This is a genomic window from Variovorax beijingensis, from assembly GCF_007828835.1.
Classification (GTDB): domain Bacteria; phylum Pseudomonadota; class Gammaproteobacteria; order Burkholderiales; family Burkholderiaceae_C; genus Variovorax; species Variovorax beijingensis_A.
The window spans coordinates 16,875-40,402 of sequence record NZ_VIVL01000022.1 but is presented as its reverse complement, the minus strand read 5'-3'; the positions used below and the strand labels follow the sequence as shown (position 1 = coordinate 40,402).

General features: G+C 70.0%; 23 protein-coding genes. 13 read left to right on the top strand and 10 right to left on the bottom strand.

The window, feature by feature from the left end:
* Positions 1-3 precede the first annotated feature (3 nt).
* Together gntK and FB547_RS32365 are read left to right on the top strand one after the other, a co-directional pair.
* Entirely contained in the window at positions 4-1,563 is a 1,560-nt protein-coding gene (gntK, locus tag FB547_RS32370) for a gluconokinase (RefSeq protein WP_145747684.1), read from the top strand.
* 39 nt (positions 1,564-1,602) lie between these two features.
* The gene (locus tag FB547_RS32365) at positions 1,603-2,493 is read left to right on the top strand and encodes an AraC family transcriptional regulator (protein WP_145747683.1); all 891 of its coding nucleotides are present in this window, start codon (positions 1,603-1,605) and stop codon (positions 2,491-2,493) included.
* A 147-nt stretch (positions 2,494-2,640) separates the two neighbouring features.
* Here FB547_RS32365 and FB547_RS32360 read toward each other — a convergent pair whose 3' ends face one another.
* Genes FB547_RS32360 through FB547_RS32340 form a run of 5 tightly spaced genes read right to left on the bottom strand, consistent with a single transcriptional unit; the run spans position 2,641 to position 6,328 of the window.
* Positions 2,641-3,156 carry a DUF4286 family protein gene (locus FB547_RS32360; RefSeq protein WP_145747682.1) on the bottom strand — a complete coding sequence of 172 codons (516 nt, stop codon included), beginning with the start codon at positions 3,154-3,156 and terminating at the stop codon, positions 2,641-2,643.
* Positions 3,157-3,170: 14 nt separating this feature from the next.
* Positions 3,171-3,704, bottom strand: a complete 534-nt coding sequence (locus FB547_RS32355; RefSeq protein ID WP_145747681.1) for a carboxymuconolactone decarboxylase family protein — start codon at positions 3,702-3,704, stop codon at positions 3,171-3,173.
* Positions 3,701-4,657: a Bug family tripartite tricarboxylate transporter substrate binding protein gene (locus FB547_RS32350; RefSeq protein ID WP_145747680.1), complete on the bottom strand. Its 957-nt coding sequence runs from the start codon at positions 4,655-4,657 to the stop codon at positions 3,701-3,703. Before FB547_RS32350 ends, FB547_RS32355 begins: the two co-directional genes overlap by 4 nt.
* A 34-nt stretch (positions 4,658-4,691) precedes the next feature.
* The gene (locus FB547_RS32345) at positions 4,692-5,492 is read right to left on the bottom strand and encodes an SDR family NAD(P)-dependent oxidoreductase (protein WP_145747679.1); all 801 of its coding nucleotides are present in this window, start codon (positions 5,490-5,492) and stop codon (positions 4,692-4,694) included.
* Positions 5,489-6,328 (bottom strand): amidohydrolase family protein, encoded by an 840-nt coding sequence (locus tag FB547_RS32340; RefSeq protein ID WP_145747678.1) that lies wholly within the window; start codon positions 6,326-6,328, stop codon positions 5,489-5,491. The genes FB547_RS32345 and FB547_RS32340 overlap by 4 nt, the downstream gene beginning before the upstream one ends.
* Before the next feature lie 70 nt (positions 6,329-6,398).
* Between FB547_RS32340 and FB547_RS32335 the strand changes: the two genes are divergently transcribed.
* The 3 genes from FB547_RS32335 (at position 6,399) to FB547_RS32325 (ending at position 9,212) form a co-directional block, all read left to right on the top strand.
* Positions 6,399-7,292, top strand: a complete 894-nt coding sequence (locus tag FB547_RS32335; RefSeq protein ID WP_145747677.1) for a LysR substrate-binding domain-containing protein — start codon at positions 6,399-6,401, stop codon at positions 7,290-7,292.
* Between the two features lie 69 nt (positions 7,293-7,361).
* The gene (locus FB547_RS32330; RefSeq protein WP_145747676.1) at positions 7,362-8,207 is read left to right on the top strand and encodes an alpha/beta fold hydrolase; all 846 of its coding nucleotides are present in this window, start codon (positions 7,362-7,364) and stop codon (positions 8,205-8,207) included.
* A gap of 24 nt (positions 8,208-8,231) precedes the next feature.
* Entirely contained in the window at positions 8,232-9,212 is a 981-nt protein-coding gene (locus tag FB547_RS32325) for a Bug family tripartite tricarboxylate transporter substrate binding protein (RefSeq protein ID WP_145747675.1), read from the top strand.
* Here the strand turns inward: FB547_RS32325 and FB547_RS32320 are convergent.
* Positions 9,209-10,027 (bottom strand): IclR family transcriptional regulator, encoded by an 819-nt coding sequence (locus FB547_RS32320; RefSeq protein WP_145747674.1) that lies wholly within the window; start codon positions 10,025-10,027, stop codon positions 9,209-9,211. The two genes, FB547_RS32325 and FB547_RS32320, sit on opposite strands and share 4 nt — an antisense overlap.
* Before the next feature lie 169 nt (positions 10,028-10,196).
* Between FB547_RS32320 and FB547_RS32315 the strand changes: the two genes are divergently transcribed.
* From FB547_RS32315 to FB547_RS32300, 4 genes are read left to right on the top strand one after another with little or no spacing between them, the layout of a single operon-like run.
* Positions 10,197-11,195, top strand: a complete 999-nt coding sequence (locus FB547_RS32315; protein WP_145747673.1) for a Bug family tripartite tricarboxylate transporter substrate binding protein — start codon at positions 10,197-10,199, stop codon at positions 11,193-11,195.
* A 13-nt stretch (positions 11,196-11,208) separates the two neighbouring features.
* Positions 11,209-12,015, top strand: a complete 807-nt coding sequence (locus tag FB547_RS32310) for an enoyl-CoA hydratase/isomerase family protein (protein ID WP_145747672.1) — start codon at positions 11,209-11,211, stop codon at positions 12,013-12,015.
* Positions 12,012-14,108, top strand: a complete 2,097-nt coding sequence (locus FB547_RS32305; protein ID WP_145747671.1) for an acetate--CoA ligase family protein — start codon at positions 12,012-12,014, stop codon at positions 14,106-14,108. Before FB547_RS32310 ends, FB547_RS32305 begins: the two co-directional genes overlap by 4 nt.
* Before the next feature lie 37 nt (positions 14,109-14,145).
* The gene (locus FB547_RS32300) at positions 14,146-15,474 is read left to right on the top strand and encodes an MmgE/PrpD family protein (RefSeq protein ID WP_145747670.1); all 1,329 of its coding nucleotides are present in this window, start codon (positions 14,146-14,148) and stop codon (positions 15,472-15,474) included.
* Positions 15,475-15,516: 42 nt separating this feature from the next.
* Here FB547_RS32300 and FB547_RS32295 read toward each other — a convergent pair whose 3' ends face one another.
* Both FB547_RS32295 and FB547_RS32290 read right to left on the bottom strand, forming a co-directional pair.
* Complete coding sequence (locus tag FB547_RS32295) at positions 15,517-17,157, bottom strand: tannase/feruloyl esterase family alpha/beta hydrolase (RefSeq protein WP_145747669.1); 1,641 nt, start codon at positions 17,155-17,157, stop codon at positions 15,517-15,519.
* Between the two features lie 166 nt (positions 17,158-17,323).
* Positions 17,324-18,004: a Crp/Fnr family transcriptional regulator gene (locus tag FB547_RS32290; protein WP_145747668.1), complete on the bottom strand. Its 681-nt coding sequence runs from the start codon at positions 18,002-18,004 to the stop codon at positions 17,324-17,326.
* A gap of 221 nt (positions 18,005-18,225) precedes the next feature.
* On the opposite strand from FB547_RS32290, the gene FB547_RS32285 reads away from it, so the two are divergent.
* From FB547_RS32285 to FB547_RS32270, 4 genes are all read left to right on the top strand, one after another.
* Positions 18,226-19,197 (top strand): LysR family transcriptional regulator, encoded by a 972-nt coding sequence (locus FB547_RS32285; protein WP_145747702.1) that lies wholly within the window; start codon positions 18,226-18,228, stop codon positions 19,195-19,197.
* Positions 19,198-19,345: 148 nt separating this feature from the next.
* Positions 19,346-20,227 (top strand): alpha/beta fold hydrolase, encoded by an 882-nt coding sequence (locus tag FB547_RS32280; RefSeq protein WP_145747667.1) that lies wholly within the window; start codon positions 19,346-19,348, stop codon positions 20,225-20,227.
* A gap of 26 nt (positions 20,228-20,253) precedes the next feature.
* Positions 20,254-20,829 carry a carboxymuconolactone decarboxylase family protein gene (locus FB547_RS32275; RefSeq protein ID WP_145747666.1) on the top strand — a complete coding sequence of 192 codons (576 nt, stop codon included), beginning with the start codon at positions 20,254-20,256 and terminating at the stop codon, positions 20,827-20,829.
* Positions 20,826-21,650 (top strand): amidohydrolase family protein, encoded by an 825-nt coding sequence (locus FB547_RS32270; RefSeq protein WP_145747665.1) that lies wholly within the window; start codon positions 20,826-20,828, stop codon positions 21,648-21,650. The genes FB547_RS32275 and FB547_RS32270 overlap by 4 nt, the downstream gene beginning before the upstream one ends.
* A gap of 10 nt (positions 21,651-21,660) precedes the next feature.
* On the opposite strand, the gene FB547_RS32265 is transcribed toward FB547_RS32270, so the two are convergent.
* Together FB547_RS32265 and FB547_RS32260 are read right to left on the bottom strand one after the other, a co-directional pair.
* Entirely contained in the window at positions 21,661-22,278 is a 618-nt protein-coding gene (locus tag FB547_RS32265) for a glutathione S-transferase family protein (protein WP_145747664.1), read from the bottom strand.
* Positions 22,278-23,507 (bottom strand): CaiB/BaiF CoA transferase family protein, encoded by a 1,230-nt coding sequence (locus tag FB547_RS32260; protein WP_145747663.1) that lies wholly within the window; start codon positions 23,505-23,507, stop codon positions 22,278-22,280. Before FB547_RS32260 ends, FB547_RS32265 begins: the two co-directional genes overlap by 1 nt.
* Between the last annotated feature and the right edge of the window lie 21 nt (positions 23,508-23,528).

Sequence of the window (23,528 nt, the reverse complement as noted above, 5' to 3'; positions counted from 1 at the left end):
AGCATGGGCCGCATCGTCATCGGGGTCGACATCGGAACCACCAGCACCAAGGCGGTGGCCTTCACGCCGGCCGGGCGCGTGCTGGCGCACGACGCAGTCGAGTACCCGCTGCTGCAGCCCGAGGCCGCAGCCGCCGAGCAGGACCCGGAGCAGATCTTCCAGGCCGTGCTCGCGGCCATTGCCGGCTGTGTGAAGCAGAGCAAGGCCGCGCCCGCCGACGTGCTCGCGGTGTCCTTCAGCGCGGCGATGCACAGCCTGATCCTGGTCGACGCCGCAGGCGCGCCGCTCACGCGCAGCATCACCTGGGCCGACCACCGCGCCTCGGCCTGGGCCGGGCGCATCCGCGACCAGTGGGACGGCCTGGCGATCTACCGCCGCACCGGCACGCCGATCCATCCGATGTCGCCGCTGGCCAAGCTGGTGTGGCTGCGCCACGAGCGCGCCGAGCTCTTCGCGCGCGCCGCGCGCTTCGCCGGCATCAAGGAGTACGTGTTCTTCCGGCTCTTCGGCCAGTGGCAGGTCGACCATTCGATCGCCTCGGCCACGGGGCTGTTCGACATCGAGCGGCTCGACTGGGACGAGGGCGCGCTCGCGCTGGCCGGCGTGCGCGCCGACCAGCTGCCGCGCCCGGTGCCGACCACCTGGCACATCGAGGGCCTGGCGGCGGACACCGCGGCGCAGCTGGGCCTGGCGCGCGACACCCCGTTCGTGATCGGCGCCAACGACGGCGTGCTCTCCAACCTCGGCGTGAACGCGATGGCGCCCGGCGAAGTGGCCGTGACCATCGGCACCAGCGGCGCGATGCGCACCGTGGTCGACCACCCGATGACCGATCCCGAGGGCCGCACCTTCTGCTATGCGCTGGCCGAGCGGCGCTGGGTGGTGGGCGGGCCGGTGAACAACGGCGGCATCATCCTGCGCTGGGTGCGCGACGAGTTCGCCTCGGCCGAGGCCGAAACCGCCAAGCGCCTGGGCATCGACACCTACGAGGTGCTCACGCGCATCGCCGAGCGGGTCTCGGCGGGCTCCGAAGGGCTGGTGTTCCATCCCTTCCTCACCGGCGAACGCGCACCCTACTGGAACGCGGACCTGCGCGGCTCCTTCTTCGGGCTGGGCATCCACCACCGCAAGGAGCACATGATCCGCGCGGTGCTCGAGGGCGTGATCTTCAACCTGCACAGCATCCTGCCGGCGGTCGAATCGATCGCGGGCCCGAGCGCGCGCATCAAGGCCACCGGCGGCTTCGCGCGTTCGGGCATGTGGCGCCAGATGATGGCCGACGTGTTCGACCGCGAGGTGGTGGTGCCCGAGAGCTTCGAGAGCTCCTGCCTCGGCGCCGCGGTGCTCGGGCTCTATGCGCTGGGCCATGTCGATTCGCTGGACGTGGTCGCGGGCATGGTGGGCGCGACCCACCGCCACACGCCCAACGCCAAGAACGCCGCGCTCTACCGGCAGCTGCTGCCGGTGTTCCTCTCGCTGCCGCGCAAGCTCGGCGAGGAATACCGGCTGCTGGCCGCGTTCCAGCAGCAGACGGCGGTGCCGCCGCCGGTGCGCAAAGGCTGACGGCTGCGCTTCGCCCAGCCCCTTTTTGGAGATCCGGCTTTGCTGAACACGACGCCGCAGGCCTTCGCTCCCCAGCAGGTGTTCGATGCCTGCGCCACGGTTCACTGCGAGGGCGCCTGCGCGCCTTCGCCGCAAGAGAGCAATCCGCGCTGCCTGCATGAACACGAGCTGCACCTGATCGGCGCGAGGCCTGCGCGCCTGCGCATCGGCGGCGGCGCGGACCAGGAGACGCACAGCTTCGCGCCCGGCACCGTCGTGCTGCTCGGTCCGCGGCTGCCGCGCAGCCTCGCGTTCGAGCACCGCGCGCCCCCGGGCGGCGACGCCGCTGGCGCACTGGTGCTGCGCTTCAGCGACGAGCTGCTGCGCCGCGGCATGGCGCTTTTTCCGGAGCTCGGCGATGCCGGCCCGCTGCTGGCGCGCGCGCGCCAGGGCGTGCAGTTCGTCGGCCTTGGCGCGGACACGCTCGCGCGCCTGCGCCGCATCGAGACGCTGCGCGGGCTTGCGCGATTTTCCGAGTTCATCGCGCTGCTGAACGAGCTCGCGCAATGGCGCGACTACCGCCTGCTGGCCGATGTCTTCCTTGCCGATGCCGGCTTCGACGAGGACGGCCGGGCGCTGCGCATCCACAAGGCGATCGACTACATCCGCGACAACTACGCCGAGGCGCTGTCGCTGGCCGAGGTCGGCGCGATCGCAGGCATGCGCGAGAACGCGTTCTCGCGCAGCTTCCGCCGCGCCACCGGCCAGACCTTCACCGACTTCGTCAACGGCCTGCGCGTGGCCAGGGCCTGCCGCCTGCTGGCGTCGACGCGCCAGCAGGTGAGCAGCATCTGCTACGAGGTGGGCTTCAACAACATCTCGAATTTCAATCGGCACTTCCGCCGGATCAAGGGCATGACGCCGGGCGAATTCCGCGGCGGCCGGATGTGAACGCGGGCCGGGCATCGGGGCACGCCGGTCGCCGGCGCCTTGGCCAGCCGGTCCTCGCGTGCCTGGTGCTTCGTCTCGCCATCGGCCAGGTGGTGGAGGTTCTCGAAGGCCGCGGCGCTGCGCTCGGACGTGGCCGCGCGAAGAAGCTCAGGACGCGGCCGCCGCCCGGCGAAACATGGTCCGCCGCGTGTTGCGGAAAGCCGGCCGCACGCGCGAACTCCACGGCGTCGCGCGCACCGCCAGCCACGCGGGGCTGCCCAGGGCCCCGGGGTCCGCAAGGTCGTAGCAGGCGTAGTAGCGCGGCGAGCCCGCCAGGTCGATGTAGCGTGCGGCCCGGACGGTCCCGGGCACGGCGGCGAGGCCGGGCAGGTGCTCCTGCGCATACCAGGCATTGAGTTCGTCCTCGAGTTCGGGCAGCACGTCCGTCTCCACGACGTAGTGGTGCGTGGCGACGCGGCCGGCCGAGGCACCCGGCACTTCCTGCAGGCAGGCGAGCCGCCGCCACCCGCCCAAGCCGCCTTCCGCGGGCGGCTTGGGGCTCGAAACATAGAAATAGGCCAGGTGCCCGTCCACGGCCTGCCACGGTCGCGCTTCGCGCAGCCACGAACCTGCCAGCGGCCCCGCCAGCGATGCGTCATGCCTGAGAAGCCAGAGGTCCTGCATTCGAATGGCCTCGTTCAATGCGCCACATTCAGCGCGACAAGCAGGCGCGACACCATGTTGTAGGCCGCCACGGTCGCCACGACTTCCACCACGCCCTTGGCGTCGAAGTGCTGCTGCACGCGGCCCATGAGTTCGTCCGGCACCACGACCTGCCGGGTCATGGCATCGGTCAGCTCCAGCACCAGGCGCTCGAGCGGCGCGAACACGCCGGACAGCACGTCCTGGCGCACCGCGTCGATCTTCTCGGCGCTCACGCCCGCCTTCTGCGCATGGGGCACGTGCGCGTCGTACTCGAAGCTTGCGCCGTTGAGCACCGCGACCCGCAGGATCATCAGCTCGCGAAGGTCGGCCGGCACGCCGGTCTGGTTGCGCACCGCCGTGAGCATGCGTTCCCAGCCCGAGGCGATCGGCCCGCTGTTCAGCAGCACCTGGTAGAGCAGCGACACGCGGCCGCGCTCGGCCATGATGCGGGCTTCGACCTCGGCCAGTTCCGGATGGGTGCCGGGCTGCACGAGGGGTACGCGGATGGATGTGCTCGTCGTCATCATTCGGCCCTGATGTTCTTGGCGCGGATCAGTTTCGCCCACTTCTCGGTGTCGCGCTTCTGGATGGCCGCGAGTTCCTGCGGGGTGGAGCCCACCGGCTCGGTGCCGGTCTTCAGCAGTTTCTCGCGCACCGCCGGATCGGCCAGCGTACGGCGCACCGCCTTGTTGACGGCCGCGACGATTTCCGGCGGCGTCTTCGCGGGCGCGAACAGCGCATACCAGTTGTTGGTGTCGACGCCCTGGATGCCTTGCTCTTCCAGCGTCTTCACCTCGGGCAGCGAAGGATGCCGCTTGCCCGACGCCACGCCGAGCGCCTTGAGCCGCCCGCCCTGCAGGTGTCCGAGCAGCCCCGGCACGTCGCCGAAGAAGCCGCTGATCTGGCCGCCCATCAGGTCCGTGATGGCGGGAGCGGCGCCCTTGTAGGGCACATGAAGCAGCTTCGCGCCGCTCGCATCGGCCAGCTGCTCGATCGCCAGGTGCGGGATGCTCCCGGTGCCGGAGGAGCCCATCGGCGTGGGATCGGCGCGCTTCTTCGTCGCGGCCACGAACTCGGCCGCGTCCCGGGCCGGATTGCCCTGCTGCGCCACCAGCAGCTCGACGTTGTTGACCACCAGCGAGACCGGCACGAAGTCGCGCTGCATGTCGTAGGGAAGCTTCTCGTAGAGCGAAGAATTGATGGCCGCCGCGCCCACGCTGGTGAACCACAGCGTGCTGCCGTCCGGCGCCGATTTCATGACATCGACGGCGCCGATCGCGCCATTGGCGCCCGGCTTGTTGTCGATGAGGACCGTGCGGCCCAGCTCCTTGCCGAGCCGTTCGGACAGGGTCCGCGCGACCGCGTCGACAGGGCCGCCCGAGGTGAAGGAAACGACGATCCGCGTCGTCTTCGGCTGCGCGTGCACGGCGGGCATCGGCAGCGCGGCGAATGCCGCTGCGAGCAGGTAGCGCTTGATCATGGATGTCTCCGTCTTTCTTGCAGGGGCTCGAGCCTCAGTCGCAGCGCGCGGTCATGCCGCCGTCGACGATCAGTTCGGTGCCGGTGATGAACCGGGCCTCGTCGCTCGCCAGGAACAGCACCGCGCTCGCGGTGTCGCGGCCGTCGCCCATGAAACCGAGCGGAATGCGCTTCTGGCGCTGGGCCAGCAGGGCATCGACGTTGCCGCCGGCGCGCTGCTTCGCCAGCCGCGTCTCGACCATCGGCGTGTGCAGCTGGCCCGGCACCACGCTGTTGACCCGCACGCCCTGCGCCGCGTGCTGGACCGCGATCACGCGCGACATCTGGATGACGCCGGCCTTGGTCGCGGCGTACGCGACCTGCGCACTGCCGGTCCAGCGCAGGCCCGAGGTGGAGGAGATGTTGACGATCGATCCCGCACCCTTCGCAAGCATCGTGGGAAGCACGTGCTTGCAGGTGAGGAACACGCTCTTGAGGTTCACGTCGACCTGCAGGTTCCATGTTTCCTCGGCCAGCTCCACCGGCCCGCCCGCGGCCGAGCCGCCCACGTTGTTGACGAGGATGTCGATGGTGCCGTAGCTGTCCAGGCAGGCGGCCGCCATGGCCGCGACGCTCTCGTTGCTCGTGACGTCGCACAGCCATGGCGTGATCGATGCGCGGGCCCGGCCGGCCAGCTCGAGCGTTTCTTCGAGCCGTGCGCGGTCGCGGTCCACCGCCAGCACCTTGGCACCTTCCTCGGCCAGGCGCACGGCAATCGCGCGGCCATTTCCCCAGCCGGCGCCGACGCAGCCGGCGCCGGTCACGATGGCCACCTTGTTCTCGAAGCGCGGGCTCATGGCTGGTCTCCAAATCGGTAAAGGCGTTGCGGGTTGTCGACCAGCAGCGCGTGGCGCGCGGATTCGCTCGGCGCCATCTCGGCAATGAGGTCGACGAGCTGCTGTTCGTCGGGCACGGGGCCCGCGTGGTTGGGATGCGGCCAGTCGTTGCCCCACACCACCCGGTCGCCGAATTCCGCGACCAGCGTCCGCGCGAAGGGCAGGGCGTCGGCATAGGGCGGACCCTGCCGCGTGATGCGGTCCATGCCGCTCACCTTGACCCAGAAGTGTTCGTGCGCCATCAGGCCGAGCAGCGCGCGGAAGTCGGGCTGGTCCAGGCCCCGCGACGCATCGATGCGCCCGATGTGGTCGATCACCACCGGCGTCGGTGAACGGCGCAGCGCCGGCGCCAGATCCGTGAGCAGGGCCGGATCGCCGTGGATCTGCAGATGCCAGCCGAGCGGCGCAAAGCGGCCCGCGAGCGACAGCACCTCCTCGATGGGGGTGTGGCGGCCCAGGTGGCCCATGAAGTTGAACCGGACGCCGCGAAAACCCGCTGCGTCCAGGCGCCGGAGCTCCGCATCGCCGACGTGGGTCGGCAGCAGCGCGATGCCGCGGTAGCTCGAAGGCCGCGCGGCGACCGCGTCTTCGGTGGCCCGGTTGTCGAAGCCATGGCAGGCCGACTGCACGACCACGCAGCGCTGCAGCCCGAGCCGGTCGTTCAGTGCGTAAAGGGCTTCCTTCGGCGCATCGGCCCCGGGAACGAAGCTGGCGTCCTCGGCGTAGGGAAATCGCGTGCGGGGCCCGAACACATGGCAATGGGCATTGCAGGCCCCGGAGGGGAGGGTGGAGGTCATGCATGCAGTTTCCCGGCTGCGGGCCTTGGGCGGAAGGATGTCGTCCCTATATCAGCTATGCTCAACGGCTATGGAACTGCGCCAGCTTCAGTATTTCGTCGCCGTGGTCGATGCGGGGAGCTTCAGCCGTGCGGCCGTGGTGCTCGACCTGGCGCAGCCCAGCTTGAGCAGGCAGATCGCGCTGCTGGAAGCGGACCTCGGGCAGCGGCTGCTGGTCAGAACCGGGCGCGGCGTGACCCCCACGGATGCGGGCGAAGCCTTGCTGGTTCACGCGCGCGCCATGCTCGAGATCTCGCGCCGCGCGCGCGACGAGCTCGGCGAGATGGAGGAAAGCCCGGGCGGCCGGATCGTGGTCGGCATGCCGCCGCGGGTGGCCCTGGGCTTGAGCGCGCCCCTGATCCGGCGCTTCAGGCAGAGGTTCCCGCGCGCCGTCATCACCGTGCTCGAAGGCCTGAGCGTGGCGCTGCGCGAGTCGCTCGTCGCAGGGCGGCTGGACCTGGCGCTGCTCTTCGATCCCGCGCCCTCGGCCCAGCTTTCGTTCCAGCCGCTGATGCGCGAGAAGCTCCTGCTGGTGGCGCCGCCCAGGAGCAAGCTGCCCGCCCGCGTCGGCTTGCCGGCGCTCGCCAACTATCCCATGGTGCTGCCCAGCGCGCCGAACGCGATCCGGCACTTGCTCGACTCGGTGCTGGGCCCGCGCGGCGTCGAGCTCCAGGTGCTCGCGGAGGTGGGTGCGGTGCGCACCGTTCTCGCGCTCGTCGCGACCGGCGTCGGGTGCACGATCCTTCCGGAGAGCGCCTTGAGTGCCGCCGACGACGAGGCCCTGCCGCGCGCGCCGATCGGGCCGCCCGCCATCTGGAATGCGCTGGTCCTCGCGACGCCGACGGCGCGCCCGGCCACCCGGCTCGTGCGCGGCACGGCGCAGCTGCTCCAGGAACTGGATTTCCGGCGCCCCCAGGTCGAATAGCCAACAGGCATAGCTGGTATAGGCCAGGATTGCTTACGGGCTGCGGCGGGCCCGCCGAGACTGCCGGTCATGCCCACCGACACCCCACTCCATCCCGCCAGGCGCGAGCAGCCGGCGAGCAAGCTGCTCTCCTGCCGGCCCCGGAATTCGAACGGAACGGTCGAGATCGAATTCCACGACCAGGGCGCCGGCCCGGTCATCTGCATCCTGCCTTCGCTCGCGCGCTCGGGGCGGGACTACGACGTGGTCGCGGACCTGCTGTGCGACGCCGGCTTCCGTGTGCTGCGGCCCGAGCCCAGAGGCGTCGGCCGCAGCCGCGGGCCGATGGAGAACCTGGACATGCACGATTTCGCGGGCGACGTGGCCGCGGTTCTCGACCATGCGCAAACCGGGCCGGTGGTCATCGTCGGCCATGCCTGGGGCAGCCAGCCGGCGCGTGCGCTGGCGGCCGATCGTCCGGACCTGGTGCGCGGCATCGTCATGGCCGCGGCGTCGGCGGGCAAGCTGCCGCCGGGCTCGACCGAGAGGCCATACAGCCGCCTGCGCGACGCGATCGACGGCGCCGGGGATCCGTCCCTCTCGCAGGCCGAACGCCTCGCCTGCCTGCGCAAGGCCTTCTTCGCACCCGGGCACGACCCGAGCGTGTGGCTTGACGGCTGGTTTCCGGCCGCGCACGAAGCGCAGGGCCGCGCGCGCGAGAACACGCCGATCGACGACTACTTCTCGGGTGGAAAGACGGCGCCGATCCTGGACCTGCAGGCCGAGCACGACGCGGTCGTCATTCCCGATGTCATGCAGCCCCTGTTGGGCGAGCGGGTCACGGTCCGGGTCATCCGCGACGCGGGGCATGCGATGGCGCCCGAGCAGCCGCAGGCCATGAGCGCGGCGATCGCCGAGTTCGCGCGCGGCATCTAGAAATCCAAGAGAAGGAGACACAGCATGCTGAAAAAGATCATCTCGCTGTCCAGGTTCGCGCTGCTGGGAGCGGCCGTCGCCGGCGCCCAGCTCAGCAGTGCGGACGACTATCCGAGCAAGCCCATCCGGATGGTCATTCCCTACACGCCCGGAGGCTCCATCGACACCGTGGGCCGCATGGTGGCCGACCAGCTGCAGCGGCAGCTGGGCCAGCCGATCGTCATCGAGAACACGCCGGGCGCCTCCGGGGTGCTCGGGTCGCTGAACGTCAGGAAGGCCAGGGCCGATGGCTACACCCTGCTGTTCAATGCATCGAGCCAGGTGTACCTGCCGCTCGTCCTCGCCAGGAAGAGCTATGACGCGGAGAAGGACTTCACCCCCGTGGGACAGATCGGCTACGTGCCGTTGATCGTGGCGGTCAACAACGATGTTCCGGCCAAGAACCTCGCCGAATTCGCGGCGCTGGCCAGGGCGAAACCCGACAAGTACACCTGGGCGACCTCGGGTCTCGGGACCACGAGCCACCTCAGCGAGGAAATGATCAATCGCGCGCTGAAGCTCAGGATGGCGATCATTGCGTACAAGGGCGCGGTGCCGCAGCTGACCGACGTCATCGGGGGGCACGTCTCGGCGGCGGTGTCTCCGATGCCCGGCGTCCACTCTTTCGTGCAGGCCGGCCGCCTGCGCGCACTGGCTGTCACGAGCAAGACGCGGGTGCCGAGCATGCCCGAGGTTCCGACGGTCGCGGAAAGCGGCATCCCGGGCTTCGAGCTCCTCTCGTGGTACGGCGTCTGGGGGCCGGCCCACATGCCGGCAGCGGTGGTCGACCGCCTGAACGCGGAAATTGCCAAGGCGGTCGACACGCCCGCGCTCAAGGCCAAATTTGCCGAGCTGTCCTTCATTGCGGCCAGGTCGAATCCCGCGCAGTTCCGCGAGCTGATCCGCGAGGACCTGTCGAAGATCGGCCAGGCGGTCAAGGAAGCCAACATCCGGATCGACTTCTAGCGGGCGCGCGAGGGCGGCGGCTCGGCCGCGAGCAGGACCGCCCTTGCCCGGTCGCGCAGGGCCAGCAGCGGCCCCTTCAACTCCGCTTCGGTGTCCTGGACGCTGGCTGCCGTGGTGACGCTGACATTGAAGACATAGATGGGCCGCTGCGCCATGACGAGCGGCGCCGCCATGGCGACGACTTCCGGCTGCCAAGACGCCGCGCAGTAGCCGCGCTCTTCGACACTCGCGATCGCGGCCTTGATCTCGTCGCGTAGGCGGCCCCATTCGGAGTGCCGCCCCGCCTTGAACCTTGCCATCAGCGCGCGGCGCTCGTCCTGCGGCGCCACGGCCAGGTAGGCCCTGCCGAGCGAGGTGAGCTCCATCGGCACGCGCTGGCCCGCAACCACGTTGCGCAGTGCGACTTTCCGGTTGTAGCGCACGGACTCCAGGTAGACCATCTCGTCCCGGTCGGGCGCGGCCAGGCCGACGTTGATGCGCATCTTTTCCGCCAGCGTCCGCATCAGCGGCGCCACCGCGTTCAGCACGGGCGAACCCGAGCGCATGGCGTGGCCCAGGCTCAGCACCGGCGCGGCCAGCCGGTAGGCCCGGCGGCTGCGGTCGTGCTCGAGCAGCCCGGTCTCGACCAGCGTTTGCGCGAGGCGGCTGACCGTCGCGCGCGAGAGGCCGGTGCGCTCCGCGATCTCGCCGTTGCCCAGCAGGTCGGCGCCGGGCCGGAAGGCCCTCAGGATCTCGATGCCCCGCACCAGGGAGCGGTTCAGCAGCGGATCTTCGTGGTGCTGGCGCCGGGGCGCGGGGTCTGCAGGAGCATGCATGGCAAGGTGGGAGAGATGTGCCGGCGGAGCCTATCTCAAATTCCATGCAATGGAAATGTGGGGATGCGCGGCGGCGCCCGCGTCCCTAAGCTTGGACCCGTCGATGAGAAGAGCCGCAGCGCCGCCCTCGATGCCTGCCTTCTCACATTCCTCTTGACGGAGACAAACCATGCAGAACCCCATGACGCTGGCACGCGCCAGGCATGCCATCCTTCTTTCGCTGGCCTGCGCGGTCGGCGGCCTCGTCGCGATGCCGGCGCGCGCGGCCTTTCCCGACAAGCCGATCAAGCTCGTGGTGCCGTTCGCACCCGGCGGCGGCACCGACCTGGTGGCCCGCACCATGGCCATCGCGATGGGGCAGGAGCTGGGGCAGCCCGTGATCATCGACAACAAGCCCGGCGCGGGCACGATCATCGGCACGGACGCGGTGGCCAAGAGCGCACCCGATGGCTACACGATGGTGATGGCAACCGTGGCGCACGTCGTGAACCCGAGCCTCCAGCCCAAGCTCCCGTACAACCACGAGAAAGCCTTTGCGCCGGTCATGCTGGTAGGCATCTCGCCGAACGTGCTGGTGGTTCGCGCCGACAGCCCGCTCAAGTCGGTGAAGGACCTGATCGATGCGGCCAGGGCCCATCCGGGCAAGCTGTCCTTTGCGTCGCAGGGCGCGGGCACCTCGGCCCACCTGGCCGGCGAACTCTTCAAGAATCTCACCAAGACCGACATCACCCACATCCCGTACCGCGGTGCCGGCCCCGCCATCACCGACCTGCTGGGCGGACAGGTCGACGTGATGTTCGCGACCGCCGCGGCGGTGGGCAGCTTCGTCGAGAGCGGCAAGCTGCGCGCGCTGGCCGTGACGACCGCCGCGCGATCCGCGGCCCACTCGCTCGCAAAGGTGCCGACGATCGCGGAGAGCGGCGTGCCGGGCTATGTCGCAGACAGCTGGTACGGCCTGTACGCGCCCGCCGGCACCCCGGCCGACGTGATTGCGCGCCTGAATGCCGCGGCGAAGAAGGCCGTGCAGACGGACGCCTTCCGCAAGCGGGTGGAGTCCGAGGGCCTCGTCATCAACGGCGGCTCGCCGCAGGACTTCGACAGGTACGCCAAGGGCGAGGAAGCGCGCTGGCGCAAGGTGGTCAAGGAAAACAACATCACGGCCGAATGAACGGAGAAATCGAATGAACAGCAGCAGCCTGATCGAACTGGAAGTCGCGGACGGCATCGCCACCCTGTGGCTGAACCGCCCCGAAAAGCGCAACGCGATGAGCGACGACATGCGCACTGAATTCATCGCCGCACTCGAGCACGTGGCCGGCGACAAGGCGATCCGCGCCCTGGTGCTCACGGGACGCGGCAAGGGCTTCTGCGCCGGCGGGGATGTCGCCGGCATGGAGCGGCGGATGCAGGCGCCCGCGGGCGAGGTCGGCTTCAACGGCTGGAGCCGCCAGCAGCGCGTGCACCACACCCAGTCGCTGCTGCACACCATGCCCAAGCCGACGATCGCTGCCGTCAACGGCGCGGCCTCGGGCCTCGGGGCCGACACGGCACTGGCCTGCGACTTCATCATCGCTTCGGATGCCGCGAGCTTCACCTGGTCCTACATCCATCGCGGCATCGTTCCCGATGGCGGCGGCATGTACTTCCTGCCGCGCCGGGTCGGACTCTCCAGGGCCAAGGAACTGATCTTCAGCGGCCGGAAGGTCGAGCTCGAAGAGGCCCTGCGCCTGGGCATCGCCGATCGCCGGTCGCAGGCCGAGCACCTGGTTGCCGATGCGCAGCGCTGGGCGGCCGAGATGAGCCAGGGGTCGGCCACCGCATTGGCCCTCGGCAAGACGATCCTCAACCAGAGCTTCGAACTGTCCGCGCACCAGGTGTTCGCCCAGGGCAGCCAGGCGCAGGGCATCTGCTACACCAGCACCGAGCATCGCGAGTCGGTGATGGCCTTCCTGGCCAAGAGCAGCGCGAAGAACGGGACGACGAAATGACCGAACTGAACGCCATCGCCAGGCTTCTGAAGCCGCGCAGCGTCGCCGTGATCGGCGCCTCGGCCGATGCGGCCAAGACGGCCGGCCGGCCCGTGGCCTACCTGCGCAAGCACGGATTCACGGGCGAGATCTACCCGGTCAATCCGCGTGCCGATGCCATCGGCGGCCTGGCCTGCTATCCGGACATCGCCTCGATCCCCGGCACGCCCGATGTGGGCATCGTGCTGCTGGGCGCCGAGCGAGCGCACCAGGCCGTGCGCGAACTCGCGGCCAAGGGAACGGCCGCGGCGATCGTGCTTGCGAGCGGTTACACGGAAACCGGGGAGGAAGGCGCGCGCCGCCAGCAGCAGCTCATCGAAGCGGCCGGCCGCATGCGGATCCTCGGCCCCAACACGATCGGACTGGTCAACCTGACCGACAACATCGTGCTCTCCGCCAGCGGTGCACTCGAGATGGAGCACTTCCCGGTCGGCGGGATCGGCGTGGTCTCGCAGAGCGGGGGCATCCTCGGCGCGCTGCTCTCGCGTGCCGCGGCGCGCGGCATCGGCCTGTCGAAGCTGATTTCGACCAGCAACGAAGTGGACCTGGACCTGGCGGATTTTGTCGACCATCTGGCCGACGACGCCGACACCAGGGTCATCGCCCTCTATGTGGAGAGCGTGCGCAACCCGGAGAAGTTTCGTGCCGCTGCACTGAAGGCCGCGCGCGCGGGCAAGCCGGTGGTCGCGTTCAAGATCGGCCGCTCCGAAGCGGGCGCGAAAGCCGCCGTGTCGCACACCGGTGCGCTGGCGGGCGCCGACCGCATGTACGACGCGCTGTTCAGGCAGGTCGGCGTGATCCGCGCCCAGACCTTCGGCGACCTGCTCGACATTCCCGTCGCGCTGGCCACGGGCCGGAAGCTCCGCGGCAGGCGCGTGGCCATCCTGACCTCGACGGGCGGCGCCGGAACGCTGGTGTCGGACGACCTGGGCATGCAGGGCTTCGAGACCCCGGCGCCGGATGCTGCAACCGCCGCGGCCTTGCGCGCGCTGCAGAGCGGCGATCATGCGGTGCTCGACCGCAACCCCATCGACGTGACCCTGGCCGGCCTGCAGCCGGACCTGCTGCGCGGCGCCATCGACATCCTGCTCGAGAGCCCCAGCTACGACGCGCTGGCGATCATCGTCGGCTCCTCCAGCCTGGCCATGCCGGAACTGATGGCAGGCGCCATCCAGGACTGCCTGCCCCACTCGGACAAGCCGGTGATCGCCTACGTGAGCCCGCATGCGCCCGAAGTCGCGGCCCTGCTCACGCAGCGCGGTGTGCCGGCCTTTGCCGCGGCCGAAAGCTGCACCCGTGCGCTCGCTGCCATGCTGAATGCCGGCAGCTGGCGCGAGCCGGATCCATCCCGTGCGCCTGCCGCCGCCGTGCCCATCGACGACCTGCCCACCGGCTCGCTGGATGAGGCCCAGGCCAAGCAGTTGTTCACCCGCTTCGGCATCGCGTGTGCGCGCGAGGTGGTGGTGACCACGCCGGCCGAAGCCGAGGCCGCGGCGCGCGAACTGGGCGGGCGCATCGTGCTCAAGATCCTGTCGGCCGAGATCACGCACAAGAGCGATGTCGGCGGCGTCGCGGTGAACCTGACGGCCGAGACGGTGGGCGCGCGCCTGCAGGCGATGGCCGCCGAGGTTGAGGCCAAGGCCGGCGTGCGGCCCCGGCGCTTCCTGGTGCAGGAAATGGTGGGCGGCGGCACCGAGCTGATCCTGGGCATGCACCGCGACCCGCTGGGAACCGCCATCCTGCTGGGCATGGGCGGCATCACCGCCGAACTGTTCAAGGACACCACGATGCGGCTGCTGCCGCTCCAGGGCGGCCTGAGCCGCGAGGATGCGCTCTCCATGGCGCACGAGCTCAAGACCTGGCCCTTGCTGGATGGTTTCCGCGGCCGGCCCAAGGCCGACGTCGAGGCGCTGGTCGATGCCATAGTCGCCTTCTCGGACATGGCGGCGCGGCTCGGCGAGCGCCTGCTCGAAGCCGAGATCAACCCGGTCTTCGTGCTGCCGCAAGGGCAGGGCGTGCGCGCGGCCGATGGCGTGGTCGTGCTGGCCGGCTGAAGAGGCAAGGCAAGCCTATCCTCAAGGAACCATCGAGATGCACGTCACCCAAGTATTCGCGCGCTACGCCGCCGACTTCCGGCGGCAGGATCTGCCGGCCGAAGTCCTCCACCACGCCAAGCGGGCCGTGATCGACTGGTATGCCTCGCTGTTCCCCGGCCTCGGCGCGGCGCCGGTGCGCCAGCTCGAGGCCGCCCTCAACGAGGACCTGGACCGCGGACGCGCCTTTCTCGCGCGCGGCCGGTCGGCCACCGCGCGCGCCGCTGCGCTGATCAACGGCACGGCCGCCCATGCGGCGGAGGTGGACGACAGCTTTCGCGAAGCCATGTACCACCCGGGCGCGGCCACCATTGCCGCCGCCCTGGCCGCAAGCCATGACAGCGGCGCAAGCGGGCTGCAGTTCCTGCGCGGTGTGGTGCTGGGCTATGAAGTGTCGACGCGCATCGGCGTCGTGATGGGGCGCGCGCACTACCGGTTCTGGCACAGCACGGGCACGGTGGGCAGCTTCGGCGCCGCGGCCGCCGCAGGCGTTCTCATGGACCTCGACGAAGCCGCCTTCGCGCACGCGCTGGCCACGGCCGCCACCTTCACGTCCGGCCTGCAGCAGGCCTTCCGCATGGACTCCATGTCCAAGCCGCTGCATGCGGGCCGCGCGGCCGAGGCCGGCGTGCTCGCCGCCCAGCTTGCGCGCAACGGTGTCACGGGTTCGCTCGACGTGCTCGAAGGAGAGGCGGGGCTGGGCCAGGCCATGAGCGACGGGCCGGACTGGTCGCAGATCGGCGCGACGCTGGGGCGGGACTTCCACATCGCCCGCCTGACGTTCAAGAACCACATCGGGTGCGGCCATGCCTTCGCGGCCATCGACGGCGCGCTGGCGCTGAAGCGGCGGCATGGCATCGAAGCCGGCGAGATCGCGCATGTGCATGTGGCAACCTACCGCCCGGCGCTCGACATTGCCTGCCACACGCAGCCGGCCACGGCCAACGAAGCGCGCTTCAGCCTGCGCTACGTGGTGGCGACCGCGCTGGCGCACGGCAGCGTGCGGCTGGCGGCGTACGAGCCGGCGCGGCTGCAGGATCCGGCCACGCGTTCGTTGATGGAGCGCACCAGCGTCGCGGTGGACCCGGAGCTCGATGCCGCCTTTCCGGGCCGGCGCGCCGCACGCGTGGTGATCACGATGCGCGACGGCCGCCGCTTCGATCACCTGCAGCCCAACCGCAAGGGCGATCCGGAAGAACCGCTGAGCGATGCCGAGCTCGAAGACAAGTTCATCGAACTGTCCTCGCCCGTGATCGGCAGTGCACCCGCGCGGGCGCTGCTGGACCGCCTCTGGACGCTGGAGCGCAGCGCGGCGGTGCCGAACTGATCCGCGTCTGCGTCCGAGGGCGGGCGGCGCCGGAGCCGCAACTCAGGAACTGCAGCTGTAGTTGGCGGCCAGCTTCGCCGCCGCCGCATCGTTGGCCGGGCCGGTGTAGCGCGGGTATTGCGGGTACTGGCACAGCGGCCGGCTCAGCAGCACCGCCCCTTGCGCATCGCGCTTCTCCGCGAGCAGCGTGGAGGGGGCCGCGCTCTTGGTCACCCACTGGTCCAGGGCCGTCAGCAGATCCGAGGTGTCGGCGCCCGGTCCTCCGGCGCAGTGGTTCACGCCCGGTGCGACATAGAAGCGCGTCGATGCGTCGGCGGTTGCGGCGCCGATGGCGCTTCGCATGTTCCCGTAGTACTCGGTGGTCGACCGCACGCTGAGCGCGGAATCATTCCCGCCGTGCCACAGTATCAGCTTGCCGCCGCTGTTGATGAACGGGCGGATGTCGGCGTTGGTCGCGTCGTTGAGCGCGGCCATGGCATAGAGGGCATTCTGGTTCTGGTCCCAGGGCGTGTAGGCCAGCGAGTCCGTGCTCCGGTCGCGGGCCAGGTAGTTCTTGACCGTCGTGTCCTGGAACAGGAACTGCAGCGCCATGGTGACATTGCCGTCGCCCGTGAGCCAGGTCCGCCAGGCGCCGGGGTCGTCCTCGTTGCCCGTCAGGTTCCAGCCCGCATTGCGGAAGGTGGGGCTGCCCGTGAATGCGGCCTGCGTGGTCCAGGACGTGACCACGTCGAGCTGCGCGTCCGACAGGCAGGTGTCGCCAGTGTCGGCTCCGCCGGCGCAGCGCAGGGCGGCCACGTTGGCGAGCGCCGGCGTGCAGGCGGCCTGGTTCGACACCACGCCGTCGACAAGCCCGTCGAGCCCATCGCAGGCGTCCCGCACATGCTTGCTCAGGAGCGCGGTCTTCGCGGCGCTGAATGCACCGCCGGGCGCGGCCAGTGCCCTGGAGTTCCGGTTGAAGGCGCCCATGAACCCGACCCAGTTGTAGGCCGGTGCGCGCGCAATGACGCCATCGAAGAGGTTCGGCGAGCGCTGCACCGCCATCAAGGCTTCGCGGCCGCCGTTCGAGCAGCCTTCGAAGTACGACTTGGCCGGCAGGCTTCCATAAGCCGCCGCCAGGGTCTCGGTGGCCGTCGACATCACGGTGGGCACCGAGAGGCTGCCGAACAGCTGCGCGGCAAAGGTGTCGGTCAATGCGAAGTCCGCGCTCAGGACATTGCCCTGGTGCCCCGAGTCGCTCGCGACCACGGCGTAGCCCAGGCCCAGCGCCGGCACCGAGGGCGGCGTGATCGCGCCGTTGTAGCCGCCGCCGCCCTGGTAGTAGAGCTTGCCGTTCCATGCCTGCGGCAGGGAGATCTGGAAGTTCAGCGCCGGCGCGATCGTGCCGGTGACCTTGCAGTAGACGGGCACGCCCGCGGCCGCCTCCTGCATGGCGGCCGTCAGCGCGGCGCCCGCCACGGTTTTTCCGTTCAGCTCGCCGCAGGCCTTCTGGGCCGTCACGGCCGGTGCAGGTGGCGGGCTTGCGGGTTGCGCAGCAGGCGGGACCGGAAGCAGCACGGGGACCGCGCCGCGGTGATCGGAGCCGCCGCCGCAAGCGGCCAGCATCGCAGCGCCGGCAGCAGCAGCGGCAACGGCGTGGAGCTTCGTGCGGGCCCGTGATTCCTTGGAGGAGGAGAAGAAGTGCATGTCTCGATTCCTTTGTCGGTTGTCAGCCTGTGCACCGCAACGACGTGGAGCGATGCCTGCGTGATTCTGAAAGGCGAGACCCCGGGCAACTGTTCCGGGACGGACATTCGGGCCACTGATTTCTAAGGAAAAACCCTTCGGTTTCCCACGATGCACCGCAGGCCGGTCAGGGGTACTTGGCAAGCGCCTGCCGGTCCATCACCGTGATGTAGCCGTAGCCGCGCCGGATGAGGCCGGCGGCTTCCAGTTCGGTCAGCGCGGCGTTGACGCGCTGGCGCGAGATGCCGACGAGCGAACCGATCTCCTCCTGGTTGATCCGCAGCGTGGAGTCGGTGTTCGGATAGAGCACTGGATGGAACAGGCTCGAGATCCCCCGCGCCACGCGCGCCGTCGGTTCGAGCAGCCGGTCGAACTTCACCATCGCGATGAACTGTCCGAGGCGCTCGTTCAGATGGGAGAGCATGAAGTGGTTGAACGGAATGCTTCGATCGAGCAGCCAGGAGAACGTGGCCCTCGGCAGATGCACGGTGACGGTCGGCCGCGTCGCCATGACCTCGTACTTGCGCTGCTCCGGCTTCAGCAGCGATCCCTCGCCGATCCATCCGCTCGATGCGACCCCGGTGAACATGATCAGGCGGCCGTCCACCGTGGTGTCCTGGACGCGCAGAAAACCCTCCAGCACGCCGATCCAGCTGTCGGCGGTCTCGTCGCGCCGGCACACGTAGGAGTGCGCTTCATGGCGGCGAACGTACAGGGCTTCGAAGGCTTTCGTCCGCTCGGCCTGCGTCAGCGCGCGCGGCCAGATGCAGCGCTCGAAGAAGGCGTGGAGATCCTTCAGAGGCAGCATGCGTCACCACCGTGCCGGGCGGGGCCCTCGGCGCGGGCGAAGAACAAACCGGATCGAACGCGCATGGCGAATTTCCTTGGGCTGGCGAATCCTAGGGCACACCGGCTCGCGGAGTTTGTAGCGCGGACGACATTTGCGTCCTTGCATTGTCGGGACAAACCCTGGGGCGGGCAGGCAAAGGCAGAATGCGGCCCATCTCCCTCGTTCCCTCCTCCGCCGAGATGCAGCCCAGCAAAGCCACGAACATCCAGCTCGACATTGCCTCGGACCTGCAGAAGTGGCGCGCTTTCCTCGCGATTGCCGAACTGGGAAGCCTGACGCGCGCCGCGCTGTTCCTGGACAGCAGCCAGTCGCTGCTGAGCCGCCACCTCAACGCGCTCGAGCGCGAATGCAACGCGCGCCTGTTCAATCGCACGGGCCGCGGCGTGCAGCTGTCGGAGGTGGGGCAGCGGCTCTTTCCACATGTGAAGGCGCTGCTCTCGGACGCCGAGCAGCTCCAGCTGGAGATTCGCGGCGAGGCGCGCGAGCCGGCCGGCCGCGTCACCATCGGCTCGCTGCCTTCGGTCACCAATCCGATCGTCGGCAAGCTGTTCAATCGGCTGCAGGCACGCCATCCCGGCATCCAGCTCAAGATTCTCGAGGGATCGAGCGGGCAGGTGGAAGAGTGGCTGGCGGACGGGCGCGTGGACATCGCGATCCTCTACCGCTACGGCGCCGTGCTGCCGGAGCAGGAGCAGGCGCTCGCCACGGTGGACAGCTACCTGATCGGCCCTGCCGGCGACCGCCTGACCGCCAAGCCGGAGCTGCCGTTCAGCGCACTCGACGGGCTTCCGTTCATCCTTCCGAGCGCCCCCAACGGTCTGCGCAGCGCGCTCGACGCGCTCGCCCGCCAGCAGCACATTTCCTTGTCGCCCGTGCTCGAAGCCGACTCCCTGCCGCTGATGCGCTCGGTCGTGGCGCAGGAGCGGCTCTACACGGTGCTGCCGCTGCATGCGGTCTGGGCGGAGGTGAAGGAGGGCCGCCTGCAGGCTTCGAAGATCGTCTCGCCCGGCCTGCAGCGCATCGTCTCGATGATCATGGCGCGCAGCAAGGGGCCGGGCAAGGCGGTCCTGTCCGTGGCCGCGCAGATCGTGCAGGCCGTGGAAGAAAGCACGCGGCAGGGGCTCTGGCGCCCGGGCGCGGAAAGCGCCTGAAGAACCGCCGGCCGCGCGCCGGACTGCATAGCAGCCTTCCCCGCCGGTGCATAGGTTGCACGCGCATCCTGGCCTACCCTCCACGCACAGGCCGCGCCGCAGTCCTGCCTGGGGGGCTGGAGGCGAGCGGCCAAGGAGACCACAGGCCATGCCATTCGATTTCCCCGCATCACGCCGGCGCCGTGCCGCCCTGGGCGCGCTGGCCGGTGCCTTCGCGGTGGGCGCCTGCGCGCCTTTCGCACCGGCGCGAGCCGCCCGCCAGCGCGTGCTGCTGAGCGAAGGCGCCGTTCGCATCGATGTCATCGTCGAGGGCCAGGGGCCTGCCGTGGTGCTGCTGCCGTCCTCGCAGCGCGACTCCGAAGATTTCGGCGGCCTTGCAGGACGCCTGGCCGCCTCCGGCTTCAAGGTGCTGCGTCCGCAGCCGCGCGGCATGGGAGCATCGGCCGGGCCGATGAACGATCTCACCTTGCATGTGCTCGCGGGCGATGTCGCGACCACCGTGCGGCAACTGGCCGGCGGCCGGGCCGTGCTGGTTGGCCACGCCTATGGCCACTTCGTGGCGCGGGTCGCGGACCTCGACCATCCCGGCCTCGTGCGCGGCGTGGTTGTCGCGGCGGGCGCGGCGCGCACCTTCCCGCTCGGCATGGCCCGGTCGCTCGCGGTCGCCAGCGATCCGGCCCAATCGCGCGACGCGCGGCTGCGCGGCCTGCGCGAGGCCTTCTTCGCGCCCGGCAACGATCCCACGCCCTGGCTCGAGGGCTGGCACCCGGCCTTGCGCGAGGCCTACAGCCGCGCCGGCCGCACGCCGGCCAAGGAGGTATGGTGGCCGGTGAGCCACGCGCCCATCCTCGACCTGCAAGGCGCCGAAGACCCCTGGCGCCCGCCGGCCACGCGTAACGAACTCAAGGACGTGCTGGGCGACAAGGTGCAGGTGAAGATCGTTCCACGCGCCAGCCATGCACTGATCCCCGAACAGCCGGAGGAGGTGGCCCAGGCGATTGCCGATTGGATCGGCACGCTGCCGCCCTGAACCGGACACTTTGAAGGAAGCACCTCATGCCACGCATACCCCTTTTTCCGACCGACTCCATGAGCCCCGAACAGCGCGCGGTCCACGACAGGATCGTCTCCGGCCCGCGCGGCAGGATCCAGGGTCCGCTGCGGGCCGCGCTGCACAACCCGGAGCTGGCCGACAAGTGGCAGGCGCTCGGCGCGCTGCTGCGCTACGGCACGGGCTTGCCGCCGCGGCTGTCGGAGCTCGCGATCCTGGTCACGGGCCGTGCCTGCAACTCGCCCTTCGAGTGGTATGCGCACCGCGCGGAGGCCGAGAAGGCGGGCATCGAGCAGCCCGTGATCGAAGCCATCCTGGCCGGCGCCGAGCCGCCCGGCCTGTCGGCGGACGATGCCGCCGTCTACCGCTACGCCGTCGAGCTCAACCGCCACAACTCGGTCTCGGATGCCACGTACCACATGGCGATGGCGCGCCTGGGCGCGCGCACCGTGGTGGAGCTCACGGCGCTGGTCGGCTACTACACCATGGTCGCGATGACGCTCAACTGCCACGAGATTCCGCTGCCCGAAGGCGTGGCGCCGGCCTTTGCCCTGCCGCAGCACGCGGCGCTTGCCGAATGAACGGCGCGCCGCATGCGCCGGCCGGATGGGACTGCCACGCCCACCTGTTCGGCCCCTACGACCGCTTTCCGCTGGCGTCCGAGCGCAGCTACACGCCGCCCGAGGCCGTGGCGCTGCAATACCTGGCGCTGCTGGCGCGCCTCGGCCTGGGCCACGGCGTGCTGGTGCATCCGAGCGCCTATGGCGAAGACCACGCGCTGCTGCTGCACGCATTGGCGGCCCATGCGAACCTGCGCGGCGTGGTGGTCGTGCAGCCCGGCAGCCGATTGGCGCTGAACGGCCTGCACGGCAAGGGCGTGCGCGGTGCGCGCTTCAGCCACCGCAGCGGCGCCGGCAGCAACTTCGCGGGCAGCGCCTCCTTCGACGACCTGCGGGCACTGGCCCCGGCACTGGCCGATGCCGGCCTGCACGCCGAGCTGTGGACCGACGGCCAGGCCTTGCCCGGCATCGCCGCCGAACTGAAGGCGCTGCCGGTGCCGGTCGTGATCGACCACATGGGCGGCTTCGACGTGGAAGCGGGCGTCGACGCGCCCGGCTTCCGCGTGCTGCTCGAGCTGCTGGCCTCGGGCCGCACATGGGTCAAGCTGTGCGCCTACCGCAATCTGCTGAACGCGCCCGACTGGCAGGCCGGCCGCGCGTTCCAGCAGAAGCTGGTCGAGGCCAATCCGGAGCGCCTCGTGTGGGGCAGCGACTGGCCGCACCTGCGCGTGGCGCCGGCCCCGGACACGGCCGCGCTGCTCGCGATGTTCAAGGACTGGGCCGGCAACGACGACGTCGTCCGGCAGGTGCTCCAGGACAATCCGGCGGTGCTCTACCGCTGAGCTGAAGTGCTCAGCCTTCCGCCGGCTCGGTCGCGGCGAAGGAGGGCCGCGCACGCAGCGTCTCGAACCAGTCCGCGAGCGCCGGCGCCGCGCTGCGCCATCCGAGCGTGCCGAAACGGTAGTCGAGGTAGCCGAGCGCGCAGCCGAGCGTCAGCTGGCCGATCGAGAACGGTGCCTGGCGCAAGGCCGCCGCTTCGCGGTCGAGCCTCTGCAGCGAGGCGCGGGTCTTGAGCTCGAACGCATCGAGCAGCGCCTGCAGCGGCACCTCGAGTTCGCGCTCGTTGCGCCAGAGGATCAGCGCGTCGAGCAACCCGTCGCCGAAAGCGTGCCAGCGCAGCGCCTGCCAGCGCGCCTCGCCCTGCGGCGGGAACAACGACCCGCCGGCCAGCTCGTTGAGGTATTCGCAGATCACGACCGAATCGAACAGCGCCGAGCCGTCCTCGCGCACCAGGGTCGGGATCTTCGACAGCGGGTTGTCCGCCATGAGGGCCGGATTGGGCGTGCGCATCGCAGCGACCGAGCGCACCAGCTCGAGCCGGGGCAGCAGGCCGAGCTCGTGGGCGCAGATCATCACCTTGCGCACATAGGGCGACTTGGGCGACCAGTGCAGCTTCATCGCGGCGGCCATCAGATCGCTCCGGCCTCGCGCAGCGCATGGATGCCGGCCGCGCTGTAGCCCAGCTCGGACAGGATGTCGTCGCTGTGCTGGCCCAGCAGCGGCGGTGCGGCCGGCGTTTGCAGCGCCGCCTGCGCAAAGCGCATCGGGCTCGCGACCTGCGGTGCGTCGACGCCGCTCGGATGCGGCACATGGCGCAGCATTCCGCGCGCCTTGACCTGCGGCTCCTCGAACACCTCGGCAACCGTGTGGATCGGACCGCAGGGCACGCCGGCCTTGTCGAGTGCGGCAATCAGTTGCCCGCGCTCCCACTTTGCGAAAGCCTCGCGCAGCATCGCGGACAACGCGCCGATGTTGCGGACCCGCTGCGCATTGGTCGCAAAGCGCTCGTCCGCGGCCCAGTCGTTTCGCCCGAAGACTTCGCAGAGCCGGGCGAACTGGGTGTCGTTGCCGACCACGAGGATCACGTCGCCGTCGGCGCAGCCGTACACGTCCTGCGGCTGGATGTTCGGATGCGCGTTGCCGTTGCGCTGCGGCACCTGGCCCGACACCAGGTAGTTCATCGCCTGGTTGGAAAGCGCCGCCACCTGCACGTCGAGCATCGCGATGTCGATGGCGTCGCCCACGCCGCTTTCATTGCGGCGCGCGAGGGCGGCAAGCACGGCGACGGCGGTGTACATGCCGGTCATCAGGTCGACGATCGGGATGCCGACCTTCTGCGGGCCGCCGCCGGGGCGGCCGTCCTTCTCGCCGGTGACGCTCATCAGGCCGCCCATCGCCTGGATCAGGAAGTCGTAGGCCGGCTGGTCGCGCCGGGGGCCCGTCTGGCCGAAGCCCGTGACCGAGCAGTAGATGAGGCGCGGGTTGATCCGGCGCAGCGAGGCCTCGTCCAGGCCATGGCGCGCCAGCGTGCCGGCCTTGTAGTTCTCGAGCACGATGTCGGCCCGCATGGCGAGTTCCTTGATGATCTTCTGGCCTTCCGGCTTGTCGAGGCTCACGGTGATCGAGCGCTTGCCGCGGTTGACGGCCAGATAGTAGCCCGCCTCTTTCGTATCCCGGCCTTCGGCATCCTTCAGGAACGGAGGTCCCCAGGTCCGCGTGTCGTCGCCCGCGCCGGGCCGCTCGACCTTGATCACTTCGGCGCCCAGGTCCGCGAGGATCTGGCTGGCCCACGGTGCGGCGAGGATGCGGCTGAGGTCCAGCACCTTGACGTGCGACAGCGGCCCCTTGGTCATGCTCATTCGGATTCTCCTTGTGTTGGA